Consider the following 12,353-nt stretch of genomic DNA (forward strand, 5'->3'; position numbering starts at 1 on the left):
TAGCCGCTAAACAGGGGGGTTAAGTCGCCTTCATCGCTGTAGCCAAACAGCAGCTTCTGAGCCTGCACGGAACCTGACGAGTAGACGTACAGCGCCTTGCCTGCCTGCTGCCACTGGCGCAGCGCCGGGGCGACGTCGCTATACAGGTGGCCTTTAAAATCGCCACGCTGATAGCCATCGGCCCACACCATACCTTGCAGTGCTTTCAGCGGCGTGACTTTTTGGTCAGTCTCGATCCAATGTAGCAACTGCGCAATGACTGCTTCCAGTGTGGCATTAGCGTCGCCCATTTCGCGGCGCACGGCGCTAATTTGCTCGGCAACCGCAGGTGTGTCTGCATTCGCGCGTAGAAAGTCGGGCAGTTTGGCCTGGGCGTAGGGAAACAGCACCTTATGTACGAAGTTAATATCCGTGGTGGTGCCTTCGATATCGGTTACAACGGCGCGAACAGCTGGGTTACTCATTTAGACCACCGGCTCTCTTCAAGTACACAGGACAGTAAAAATTCAATGGCTTCCAAGTGCCGACGGCAACTGGCGATGCTATCGCCCACGGCATAAATACCGTGCCCCGCCACCAAAAAGCCCCAGGGCATCGGCCAGCCGAGGCGTACATGCTCCGCTAGCTCGTCCATATCTTGGGAATTTGGTACCACAGGTAAAAGAACCGAGGCATCATGAGTCACGTTGCCCGCTAAGGCTTTTTGCATTTCAAAGCCACTTAGCTCAATGCCGTTTGGAAAGCGCCGTGACAGCACAGTGCTGGCTAGGGTATGGGTATGCAGCACGCAGTTGATGGTCGGGTCTAGCCGATAAAGCGCAGCGTGAAGATCACTTTCTGCACTCGGCTTACCGTCGCCTGATAGTACTCGGCCATCCAGATCGCATAACAGTAGGTCATCGGCTTGAATGCGGGTTTTATCCCGGCCAGAAGCGGTGACAAGATAGCCCGCCTCGGTACGGGCGGAAAAGTTACCGCCGGTGGCGGGTGTCCAGCCTTGCTGCGCCGCCCATGAAATGGCGGCCAGCAGTTCAGTTTGTAGCGTCATCATAGGATCTGCGTCGCCTCATCTAGTAGCAGCCATTCTATATGATAAGCTTCGCGCCTGATAAGCCGCGCCGTTGTTCTGCTAGTCAAGTTCGAGTGCTCAAGGAGTCCAGCAATGCCACACCTACAGTCACGCAGTTTACGGGTCTATGCCGACCACCTTGAGTATTTGGATCAAACCCAACTGCCCCAGGCGGAACAGTGGGTGCGCTGTGACTCGCCAGAAACGTGGCAGGTAGCGGTAAAAAGCTTAGCGATTCGCGGGGCACCGCTGATTGGTTTGAGCGCCGCTTTCGTACTGGCTCAATACGCCGCGCGTCATCCGCAAAGTGATTGGCAGTTGGTAAGTGATCGCTTACGCGCCACGCGTCCCACCGCAGTGAACCTGATGTACTGCCTGGATGCCATGGAAGCCTGCTTTGAGCAAGGCGTCAACGCCCTGGCCGAGCGCGCCGCTGAACTGTTTGCAGAAGACCGCGCGCTTTGCCAGCGTATGGCCGAGCGGGGAGCCGACCTTTTGCAATCAGGCGACCGCATATTGACCCACTGCAATACCGGCGCGTTGGCCACCGCAGGTGTTGGCACCGCCATTGGCGCACTAGCAGTTGCCAAGCAGCGCGGTGTGACGCTGCATGTGTATGTGGATGAAACCCGCCCGTTGCTGCAAGGCGGCCGTTTAACCGCCTGGGAAATGGCTGACTTAGCCATTCCCTATCAATTGATTGCTGACAGCATGGCCGCGAGCTTAATGGCCGCAGGGAAAGTCGATAAAGTCATGGTTGGTGCCGACCGCATTTGCGCCAACGGTGATTTCGCCAACAAAGTAGGTACTTACATGCTGGCGGTGATCGCTCACTACCACCAGGTGCCGTTCTATGTGGTGGCTCCCTACACTACGGTTGATCCCGCTTGTGCCACTGGCGCGGGCATTCCGATTGAACAGCGTGATGCGGCAGAAATTCGTGGTGTTTCAGGCGCTTTTGGTGATGTTGTCTGGGCTCCCGAGGATGCCCCCGTGTGGAACCCTGCCTTTGATGTGACACCCGCCAAACTGGTCACCGCCTGGATTTTGGATACCGGCGTGTTTGATGCCGCCGCCATTGCCCGGGGCGAGCATTGCCGATAACGCCGCCGCGCTAACGTGGTGCCGCCAGAGATGCCCGTACGCAGTGTAGGATGGGGTAATCGATACGCCCTTCCAGTGCCTCGAAAACCACTTTCAGCCCTTGGTCTGGATAGTGCGCAAAGGTGGTGCGGATCTGCTCCAGGGTTACGGGATTCAAGTTGATGACCTCTTCCAGCGCCAGCCCGCCGCTTTGAATCACATCACTCAGGTGGCGATAAATGGTGTTGGCGGCCAGGCTGCGCTTCTCGGCGACTTCCTCAGGTGTTAATCCCTTGTGCAGCAAGGCGGCGGATTCCAAGGCACTGCTGCCCACGGACGGGGTGTCTTGATGGATTTCCTGGTGCGCAAGAATAACGGCCAGAAAATCCTCGCCGTAATCCGCCAGCTTGCGCGCACCGATACCTGAGATCGCGCCCAGTGCCTCTAGGCTTTGGGGTTTCTGTTCGACCAGTTCGGCCAGAGTGGCATCGTGGAAGATTACATAGGCAGGCACGCCCTGGGCTTCGGCAAGTGCCTTGCGGTGCTGGCGCAGGGCTTCCCACAGCGCGCCGTGGCCTTGCGCTACCGAAGCGCCCTTGCTGCTGCGCCGGGCGGCCTTGGCCTTACTTGGCTTACGCAGGGTTAGCGACTGTTCGCCACGCAGTACTGGCTTGGCGTTGGCCGTTAAGCGAATCCCGCCATGACCTTCCATATCCACGCTTAGCAAACCGCTCGCAATCAATTGGCGAAACAGCGCCTTCCATTCGTTGGCCGCAAGGTCGCCGCCAATGCCAAAGGTGCTGATCTTGTCGTGGCCAAAGCGGGTGATACGCTCGTTGCTTTTGCCCAACAACACGTCCACGAGATAGGTCACGCCGAAGCGCTGTTCGGTGCGGTAGACACACGACAGCGCTTTTTGTGCCGCCACGGTGGCCTCCCAAGTGTCGGGCGGGGTCAGGCAGTTGTCGCAGTTGCCGCAGGGCGTGTCCAGAGGGTCGCCAAAGTAGTGGAGAAGCGCCTGGCGTCGGCAACTGATGATTTCGCAAAGCCCCAGCATGGCGTCGAGTTTCTGCTGCTCGATGCGCTTTTGCTGGTCGGCGGCGCTGGAGTCCTGCTGCATCTGGCGCAGGGTGATTACATCCTGAAGCCCGTAGGCCATCCAGGCATCGGCGGGCAGGCCGTCGCGCCCGGCACGGCCAGTCTCTTGGTAGTAGGCTTCGATGCTTTTGGGCAGGTTGAGGTGGGCGACAAAGCGCACGTCCGGCTTGTCGATGCCCATGCCGAAGGCGATGGTGGCCACTACCACCACGCCATCGTCACGCAGAAAGCGGGTTTGGTGTTGCTGGCGCTGCTCGGCAGGAAGCCCCGCGTGGTAAGGCAGTGCGGTCAGCCCCTGGCGTTCCAGCCAGGCGGCGGTTTCCTCCACCTTGCGCCGGGAAAGGCAGTACACAATGCCCGCCTCACCATCGTGGTGCTCGCGAATAAAGCGCAGCAGCTGTTCCTTGGCGTTACCCTGATTCTCGGCGATATGGTAGCGAATGTTGGGCCGGTCAAAGCCGCTGTTGTAAAGCGCCGCCTCGTGGAGCTGCAGATGCTCCATGATATCGCCCCGGGTGGGCACATCGGCAGTGGCGGTCAGGGCGATGCGCGGCACCTGGGGAAAACGCTGCTGCAGGTGGGAGAGCTGGCGATATTCGGGGCGAAAGTCGTGACCCCACTGGGAGACGCAGTGGGCTTCATCAATGGCGAACAGCGCGATTCGGGTCTGTTCTAGCAGCATCTGCATACGCGCTGTGGCCAGCCGCTCGGGTGCAACATAGAGCAGATCCAACTCGCCATTTCGCAGTCGGTTCTCCACCTCGACTGCCTCGTGATAATCGAGACTGGAATTCAGGTAAGCCGCCCTGACCCCGTTCTGCTCAAGCGCCGCCACCTGATCCTGCATTAGCGCGATCAGCGGCGAGACCACAATCGCAGTGCCTTCGCGCAGCAGGGCAGGGATCTGATAGCACAGCGACTTGCCACCGCCGGTGGGCATCAGCACCAGCGCATCGCCCCCAGCAATTACATGCTCAATGATGGCCTGCTGCGGGCCGCGAAAGCTATCGTAGCCAAATACTTCCTGCAGTACCTTGAGGGCTGCTGGATGGGGGGCGCCGTGCATTAATGCTCTCCTTGTCTCGTGCTTGAGGGAGAATTGTCGCACGAAAATTCAAGGGAGTTTGTTTCGCGAATGCCGACGCTGAGAATATGTCCAGCCTCATGGTGACTCAAAGCAATCCAGCGAGGTTGCTACTCTTTATGGCGAAATGTATCGACAAATGCCGAGAAGGCAGGCGAAGACTGTCGACGGTTCGGGTAGTACAGGTGAAAGCCAGAAAAATAGGGCGACCAGTCGGTCAATACCTTTTTGAGCCGACCATTTGCAAGGTAAGGAGCGGCTAAAGCCTCTGGTACGTAAGCTAGACCGATCCCATCCAAAGCCGCATTAAGTACATGAACGATACTGTTGAAGACGAGCTGTCCCTGGCCCTTGACGGTGAACTCCTTACCTTCCTTTTCAAACTCCCAGGCATAGATTGCTCCATCGGGCCTGTGGCGAATATCCACACAGGCGTGCTGGGTCAGCTCATAAGGTGTTTGAGGTTCGGGATGTTGATTAAAATATTCCGTTGAACCCACTACCACCAAGCGCATTTCAGGGCTGAGCGGAATCGCAATCATATCTTGGCTAATCGCTTCGCCAAGGCGTATACCGGCATCAAATCGCTCTGTCACCACGTTGGTAAACCCGTAATCCACATAGAGCTCAATGGTGACGTCAGGATAATTTTCCAGAAACTCGGCCATTTTTGGCCTCAAGCAAAGCGCAATCTGATCATCGGTACACGATATGCGGATGGTTCCTGCTGGTTTGTCACGCAACTCTCCTAACGCCTCTACTTCCATTGCAATCTGATCAAAAAGAGGTGTAAGCGACTGTATCAGCCGCTCACCCGCTTCCGTTGGTGCGACATTTCTTGTAGTGCGGGCCAGTAATCGCAGCCCAAGGCGCTGCTCTAGGGATTTCATACGATGACTTAAGGCTGATGGCGTCACTCCCAGCTTGGCAGCTGCTTTGGTAAAGCTTTGGTCTCGTGCCACGGCGAGAAAAGCCTGTAGGTCATCGATTCTCGAATTTGCCATTGCTGAATTTTACTCACAGGTTCATAAACATTATCCCCACTAATCAAAATGGAAGGCTGATGTCAATATGTGTTCAGTAAAAGAAGGTTATTCGACATTCACCTTAACCATTCACTGCTTGAGGGAAGACGTTTTGAGCACACTAGCTTCTGACACCGCACCTACCAATCGCGTTACTCAGCAGGAAAATAAATCGCAGCCTGCTTATTGGAGCGGTGTTTTTGCGATGACGCTCTGTGTCTTTGCGTTGATCGCCTCGGAATTTATGCCGGTTAGTTTGCTAACTCCCATTGCTAACGACCTACGCGTCACGGAAGGGCTGGCAGGCTACGGCATTGCTATCTCGGGAGCCTTTGCGGTCTTAACCAGCCTATCGATTTCAAAACTCGCAGGCGGAATCGACCGAAAAAACTTGCTGCTTATTTTAACGGCACTGATGAGTGTCTCTGGGCTAATCGTTGGGTTGGCGACTAACTACACGATGTACATGGTGGGGCGGGCACTGATTGGTGTTGTTGTGGGTGGCTTCTGGTCGATGTCTGCGGCAGTCGCCATGCGATTAGTGCCTGCTGATAGTGTTCCCAAAGCATTGGCGATTTTTAACGGGGGCAATGCGCTCGCGGTGGTGGTCGCTGCTCCGTTAGGCAGCTATTTGGGCGGAATGATTGGTTGGCGTGGGACGTTCTTTTTCCTAGTGCCAGTGGCGTTTGTTGCCATGGTTTGGCAATGGATCAGTTTGCCCTCCATGAAAGCGACTCCACAGGCGAACGGTGCTGGCAACGTATTCACGCTGTTGAAGGATCCCCTAGTGTTTTTAGGGATGATGGCGGTGGGCATTTTCTTTATGGGGCAGTTCGCACTGTTCACTTATGTTCGTCCCTTTCTTGAAACCGTCACCGGTGTTGATGTGCCGATGCTTTCGCTGATCCTGTTGGTACTGGGGATTGCCGGGTTGGTCGGTACCATGCTGATCGGTGGATTTATTAAAAAAGGGTTGTACCGGATATTGGTTGTTATTCCGCTGTTAATGGCGGCCACCGCGTTGGCGTTAGTCGCCTTCGGTAGCTCGGTCGCCGTGGCCTTTGTTCTGCTGGGATTCTGGGGATTAGTGTCTACGGCAGCGCCCGTGGGTTGGTGGGCATGGCTCGCTAAATCCGTGCCAGAAAATGCCGAAGTCGGCGGTGGGTTGATGGTAGCGGTAATTCAGTTATCCATCGCGCTGGGATCAACCGTAGGCGGTCTACTGTTCGATTCGGCAGGCTACCGGAGCACCTTTGTGGCAAGTTCTGCCGTGTTGTTGTTCGCGGCTTTCCTCGCCTTTATGACCTCAAGATCGCAAGTCCGGTAAGCGGTATGAGCCGGACGTCACGCCAGGAGAAACCCATGACCACGAGCCTTAGAGCCAATCAAAGCAGTTGCCGTCACCCGGCCATCAAAAATCGCCGAGTGCATGGCCTGCGGACTTATTGGGGACTCGCCCTGTTTGCGTTTGCGCTTGGTGGAGGCAACGCGGCTCATTCCGCGACGTCAGAACCGTCCACTGCCGCCGCAACAGCCACTGTACAACCGGAGGAATCTCGCATGTGGATGACCGTCGGCGAACGCCGTTTCTCCATCACGCTGGCCGGCACTGAAGCAGCTCATGCGTTTGCTGCGCTGCTGCCGATCTCGATGGATATGGGCGACCTACATGGCAACGAGAAATACGCAGATCTGCCTCAAGCACTGCCGACGAACGCAAGCCGCCCCGGCACGATCCACAACGGCGATCTCATGTTATATGGAACGAAGACGCTGGTTGTCTTCTATTTGACGTTCGATTCGACTTACTCCTACACGCATCTTGGTCGCGTAGATGACACTGACGGCCTGATCCAGGCTCTAGGAAGAGATAGTGTGCGAATCGATTTTTCCATGAACTAGATTGCGAATCCATGAAGACCACGATCTTGATTAAGCCTTCCGCTCTAGTGCCTCACTGGCCGATAGGTTCGCACCTCGCACTCACCAGGAACTGAGACACTCGGCCCATAGATGCATCGTGGTGTCCGCAGTGATATCCAGGGTGTTGACCTGGCTTCCTCAGCCTCCAACCAGTAATGGAGAAACCCATGAACGAATCTACCCCGAAATCATTAGATAGTAACCAGTTCATTACATCGCGCAGGGGCTTCATAGAAGGATCCTTGCTGGCCGGTACAGCAGTATTTTTTGGCGCACAGTCCGCCTTGGCTGCCACAGGCGAGGAGCCCCTATTGATGACGCAAGAATGGGACAAGACTTTTCCGCAAAGCAATCAGGTTGATCATGAGAAGGTAACGTTCAAGAATCGTTATGGCATTACCCTGGTTGCTGACCTATACCTACCGAAAAGTCGTATTAATGAACAATTGGCGGCTATTGTTATCGGTGGCCCGTTCGGCGCAGTGAAAGAGCAGTCCTCCGGTCTATATGCGCAAACATTGGCTGAGCGCGGTTTCGTTACGCTGGCTTTCGATCCATCTTATACCGGCGAAAGTGGCGGAGAGCCACGCAACATTGCCTCGCCTGACATCAATACTGAAGACTTTAGTGCCGCAGTAGACTTTATTGGTTTGCAGCCCTACGTTGATCAAGAATGTATTGGGGTCATAGGTATTTGCGGTTGGGGGGGGATGGCATTGAATGCTGTCGCTGTGGATAAGCGTGTTAAGGCTGTCGCGGCTAGCACTATGTATGACATGACGCGGGTCATGTCTAGGGGCTACAACGACAGCATGACTTCCGAGGAGCGGGCGCAAACACTGGAGCAGTTGAGTCGGCAGCGTTGGTTAGATGCGGAAAACGGGAGGCCCGCTTATCAACCGCCTTACAATGAATTACAGGGTGGTGAGGCTCAATTTCTTGTCGACTACCATGACTACTACATGACACCGCGTGGGTACCACGTACGTGCAGTTAACTCGGGCAATGCCTGGACGCAGACCACACCGCTGTCGTTCATGAACATGCCGCTGCTGACCTATATTCATGAAATTTCGCCTCGCCCCCTTCTGTTGATTCATGGCGAAAACGCGCACTCGCGCTACTTCAGTGAAACCGCCTATGCAGCTGCCGCGGCGCCCAAGGAGCTTCTGATCATTGAGGATGCAAGCCATACTGATCTGTATGATCAAATGGATAAGATACCGTTTGATCGGCTGGCAGAGTTCTTTGACGAACATCTGAAGTAAACGCCACGTCGAGGCAGCTTGCGTTCTCATTGAGAATTTTCGTTCCAGTAGTGAGGGGCTGCGCCCGGATGGCGATATTCCTTCGGTGGAGACAGTGGCTATGGTCCTCACTTTGCCGAGGCTGGCTAGCGCTTTGATGGGGTTGACTTAGTCGGTCAGTACGACCCACGCTGGGCCTACATCCATTTGACGCCCATAATAGGTGAGCCCATCTTGCTTGATGATAGTGAACAGCGATTTAGCGTGTGGTGGGAGTGAGCTAAAAGCAAAGCGTTGTTAATCATCACTAGAGTGTCATTAGGTCTTCGATTAGCGAATTCCTGCCCGTAAAAACGACTGGACAAACTGACGCTGAAAGAGCAGGAAAGCGACTAGCAGCGGGGCGATGCTTAACAGCGTCGCAGCGCTAACGGTCGCCCAGTTAACCCCAGTTTCGGGCGCGGAAAATACCCCTAACCCTACCGTTAGCGGGCGGCTCTCTACCGAGTTGGTCACCACTAATGGCCAGATAAAGTTATTCCAGTGGTGGCTAATCGAGACCAGCCCGTAAGCAAGGTAAGTGGGCTTGGCTAGCGGTACGTACACCTTCCACAAAATTTCCAGCCAGTTGCAGCCTTCGATGCGGGCGGCGTCTTCCAGCTCCCTTGGAATGGTTTTAAAGGTTTGGCGGAGCAGAAATATACCCAGGGCGCTGGCTACGTAAGGTAAGCCAATTCCGGTGATGGTGTTGATTAGCCCCAGCTCACTGGCGATGCGGTAGTTCTCGACAATTAACACTTCTGGGAATACAAAGAGCTGAATTAGCACCAGCATAAACAGAACGTTCTTGCCGGGAATCGGAAAGCGCGCAAAGGCAAACGCCGCCAGGGTACAGACTACAAACTGACCAATCACCACCCCTGTCACCAGTGCAAAGGTGTTCAGGTAGTAGCGCGCAAAAGGCGCTTGAGACCAGGCGTTAGTGAAGTTCTCCAGCGTCAGCGGGGCGAAGAGCGCAAAGTTGACCATAAACTCGCTGGGGTGGAAAGCGGCCCAAAAGGCATACAGCAGCGGAAAAATCCAAATAATCGCCAGTAGCCACGCGGCCACGGTTTCCAGCGCTGGAATTGAGAAGAATCGGGAGCGGGGCGCATAGGCAGTGGTCGTATTCATTGATAGTGCGTCCTGCGATCTAAAATCGTGAACTTAAGCGTGGCCACTACCGCGAGCACCAGCAGAATCACCACCGTAATGGTGGCTGCCGTGGTGCGATCAAAGAACGAGAACGCATTCTCGTAAACGTAGTAGAGCAGCAGGTTGGTGGCGTTATTGGGCCCGCCCTTGGTCAAGATAAATAGGTGATCCACGACCCGCACCGAGTTAATCAGCGCATTGATGAGCACAAACAGCGTGGTGGGCATGAGTAGCGGAAATGTCACCCGCCAGAAAAAGCTCCAGCGGCTAGTGCCCTCTAAATCAGCGGCCTCTTTTAACTCGGGTGGCATGCTCTGTAGCGCCGCCAAGTAGAAGATCATAAAAAAGCCGGCTTCTTTCCACACCGACATCACGATCACCGAGCTTAAAGCAAGGCTTGGATCGCCCAGCCAGTTCACTCCGGATAAGCCCAGCATACCGAGCAATTTATTGAATAGGCCGATCTGCGGCGCGTAGAAAAACATCCAGATATTGGCTGCGGCGATCATGGGGAGAATCGTCGGCGTAAAGTAGGCCATACGCACAAAGCCCCGCCCGCGAAGCTTGCCATTGACGAATAGCGCCATACCCAAAGCCAGCGCGATAGACGTAGGAATCGTACCGATGGCGTAGATTAAGTTGTTACGCGCTACTTTCCAAAACGTCGGGTCATCGAACAACACCTGATAATTTTCAAGGCCGACGAATTCAGTGGGTGCACCGCGAAAGCCGGGTAAAAACAGGCTGTTAATGACCGTTGTTACGGTCGGTAAATAAGCAAACGTCGTTAGCAGTAGCGCAGCTGGCAGTAGCAGAAGCGCGCCGTAGAGCTGCATTTTGCGGTGGTTGGTGAATGACATAGTGACGTACCGCACGTTGAAAAAGCCGGGGCGCGCCCCGGCGAATAGTAAAATGGCTAACGATTAGCGGGCGTAGCGGCGTAACACGCTATCGGCCTCTTGCTGCGCTTGGCTAAGCGCTTCTTGCGCTGTCATTTGGCCGGTCAGCGCTGCTTGCACGGCGTTATCCAGTGCGCGGCGAATGCGGCCACCCTGATAAGTGGAAAGCTCTGCCGTGCCATGCTCAAGCTGGTTGCGGGCAACCGCGGCAGGTGGGAACTCTTCCACATAGCCTTGCAGCGCGTCGGTTTCGTAGGCAGCGGGGCTAACGCCCATATAGCCGGTTTCAATCGACCAAGCAGCGGCGCGCTCGGGAGCGGTCATCCAGCGAATAAAGGTCATCGCTGCGCGCTGCTCTTCTTCTGTCGTATCTTCAAAAATGTAGAAGTTACCGCCACCGGTGGGGCTGCCACGCTGGGTTTTCATCGGCAGCATAGCGACGCCAAAATCAAAATTGGCTTCGCTGCGTACCGCGGTCAGGTTGCCCGTGGTGTGCCACATCATTGCCGTGGACTCTTCAAGGAAGTTCTGGCGCAGGGTGCCCCACTCAATGGTGCCGTCAGGCATGGCATTGTGCTCGGTGGCTAACGATACCCAGTACTCCAGCGCTTCAACCGCTGCGGGGTCGTCGAAGTAGACCTCGGTGCCATCTTCGCTCATTAGCCGGTGGCCGTTCTGAAAAGCAAAGGCCTGGAACATCCAATAGGGGTAGCCAGTCGATGGCACCATCACGCCCCACTGCTCGCCGTTGGAGGCTTCGCGCACGGTAGCGGCCATCTCGGCCATCTCTTGCCAGTTTTCTGGGGGCGTTTCGGGGTCTAGGCCAGCGGCTTCAAAAGCGTCTTTGTTCCAGAACAGTACGATGGTGGAGCGCTGGAAGGGGATGCCGTAGGTTTTGCCATCCAGTTGGCCATTTTCCATCAGCCCTGGGTAGAAGCCATCGAGCCATTCGCGCTCTTCATCGGTTTCGACCAAGTCATCAAAGGCGACGATGGCGTTCTGCTCAATCAGCTCGTAAAGATCGATGGAGAACATGACCGACAGCTGCGGCGTTTCGCCCGCTTCCATCGCCGACATGGCGCGCACGCGGGTGTCGTCGTAGTTACCGGCGTAGATCGCTTCCACATTGATATCGGGGTATTCGCTTTCAAACTCTTCCACCAGAGTATCAACGACGTCGGTGAGTGCACCGCCCACTGCGACCGGGTAGTACATGGTCAGATCGACGCTATCCGCGCTTACCTGGGCGGCGCTTAACAAGCCCGCTGCCAGGGCGGTCATTGCAAAAGGGGTACGCAAACGCATAAGAGACTCCGCAAGTGTCAATACTGCTGTCAGTGTTGGAAAGAGCCCACCGCCGGTGGGCGAGGAACGCTTCGAGATGAGCTGGGTAAGGGGAGCGTCGTTAGGTCATCCCGCCGCAGGCCTTCAGCATCGAAAAGGTGTGTATTCTGTGACGTCCAGTAGAGGCTGCATGGCTGACCTGTCAGTGCCTGCTTGCCGCTAAGCCGCACGCGTAGGGTGTGCGCCCCCACTGCCACATAAGCAATGGTGTCCGCTCCCAGATACTCTTCACTTAATACGTTAGCGGGCACGCCGGAACCTGGTGCGATGCGCAGTTCGATATCTTCCGGGCGGATGCCCAAATGTCCGCCAGCGGCGTCCAAGGGGGCTACGGGGGTACTTGGTTCGCCTTCGATAACGGCACCATCTTTGCCGGCTACTAGTGGC

12 protein-coding genes (1 of these 12 running past the window's edge) are annotated in these 12,353 nt (G+C 55.7%); 4 read left to right on the forward strand and 8 right to left on the reverse strand.

From position 1 onward, the window contains the following. Positions 1-464: the 5' portion of an acireductone synthase gene (mtnC, locus tag INT22_RS01100; protein ID WP_193067506.1), read on the reverse strand. Its footprint begins 247 nt before the window's first position; only the first 464 of its 711 coding nucleotides appear in the window; its start codon is at positions 462-464; its stop codon lies beyond the left edge, outside the window. Beyond that, on the reverse strand, positions 461-1,051 hold the full coding sequence (mtnB, locus tag INT22_RS01105) for a methylthioribulose 1-phosphate dehydratase (protein WP_193060085.1): 591 nt from the start codon (positions 1,049-1,051) through the stop codon (positions 461-463). The genes mtnC and mtnB overlap by 4 nt, the downstream gene beginning before the upstream one ends. Positions 1,052-1,162: 111 nt before the next feature. Here mtnB and mtnA point away from each other — a divergent pair, with 111 nt between their 5' ends. Then, the gene (gene mtnA / locus INT22_RS01110) at positions 1,163-2,173 is read left to right on the forward strand and encodes an S-methyl-5-thioribose-1-phosphate isomerase (RefSeq protein ID WP_193060086.1); all 1,011 of its coding nucleotides are present in this window, start codon (positions 1,163-1,165) and stop codon (positions 2,171-2,173) included. Between the two features lie 10 nt (positions 2,174-2,183). Here the strand turns inward: mtnA and recQ are convergent, their stop codons facing one another. Both recQ and INT22_RS01120 read right to left on the reverse strand, forming a co-directional pair. Continuing rightward, positions 2,184-4,316: a DNA helicase RecQ gene (gene recQ / locus INT22_RS01115; RefSeq protein ID WP_193067512.1), complete on the reverse strand. Its 2,133-nt coding sequence runs from the start codon at positions 4,314-4,316 to the stop codon at positions 2,184-2,186. A gap of 128 nt (positions 4,317-4,444) precedes the next feature. Further along, a complete protein-coding gene (locus INT22_RS01120) occupies positions 4,445-5,338 on the reverse strand; it encodes a LysR family transcriptional regulator (RefSeq protein WP_193060087.1) in 894 nt (297 codons plus the stop codon). A gap of 133 nt (positions 5,339-5,471) precedes the next feature. Between INT22_RS01120 and INT22_RS01125 the strand changes: the two genes are divergently transcribed. The 3 genes from INT22_RS01125 to INT22_RS01135 all read left to right on the forward strand — a co-directional run bounded on the left by INT22_RS01125 (position 5,472) and on the right by INT22_RS01135 (position 8,550). Next, positions 5,472-6,686, forward strand: a complete 1,215-nt coding sequence (locus INT22_RS01125) for an MFS transporter (protein WP_226912313.1) — start codon at positions 5,472-5,474, stop codon at positions 6,684-6,686. 35 nt (positions 6,687-6,721) lie between these two features. Next, the gene (locus INT22_RS20150; protein ID WP_226912314.1) at positions 6,722-7,261 is read left to right on the forward strand and encodes a cyclophilin-like fold protein; all 540 of its coding nucleotides are present in this window, start codon (positions 6,722-6,724) and stop codon (positions 7,259-7,261) included. Between the two features lie 188 nt (positions 7,262-7,449). Beyond that, positions 7,450-8,550 carry an alpha/beta hydrolase gene (locus INT22_RS01135; protein ID WP_193060088.1) on the forward strand — a complete coding sequence of 367 codons (1,101 nt, stop codon included), beginning with the start codon at positions 7,450-7,452 and terminating at the stop codon, positions 8,548-8,550. 309 nt (positions 8,551-8,859) lie between these two features. Here INT22_RS01135 and INT22_RS01140 read toward each other — a convergent pair whose 3' ends face one another. The 4 genes from INT22_RS01140 to INT22_RS20155 all read right to left on the reverse strand — a co-directional run. Next, a complete protein-coding gene (locus INT22_RS01140) occupies positions 8,860-9,702 on the reverse strand; it encodes a carbohydrate ABC transporter permease (protein ID WP_193060089.1) in 843 nt (280 codons plus the stop codon). Beyond that, positions 9,699-10,583, reverse strand: coding sequence for a carbohydrate ABC transporter permease (locus INT22_RS01145; RefSeq protein WP_193067507.1), 885 nt, complete (start codon positions 10,581-10,583; stop codon positions 9,699-9,701). The genes INT22_RS01140 and INT22_RS01145 overlap by 4 nt, the downstream gene beginning before the upstream one ends. Before the next feature lie 63 nt (positions 10,584-10,646). After that, the gene (locus INT22_RS01150) at positions 10,647-11,927 is read right to left on the reverse strand and encodes an ABC transporter substrate-binding protein (protein WP_193060091.1); all 1,281 of its coding nucleotides are present in this window, start codon (positions 11,925-11,927) and stop codon (positions 10,647-10,649) included. Positions 11,928-11,956: 29 nt separating this feature from the next. Then, on the reverse strand, positions 11,957-12,353 hold a 397-nt coding region (locus INT22_RS20155; protein WP_226912315.1), incomplete at its 5' end, for a TOBE domain-containing protein.

The sequence above is a fragment of the Halomonas sp. 3D7M genome (genome assembly GCF_014897885.1).
Lineage (GTDB): Bacteria > Pseudomonadota > Gammaproteobacteria > Pseudomonadales > Halomonadaceae > Vreelandella.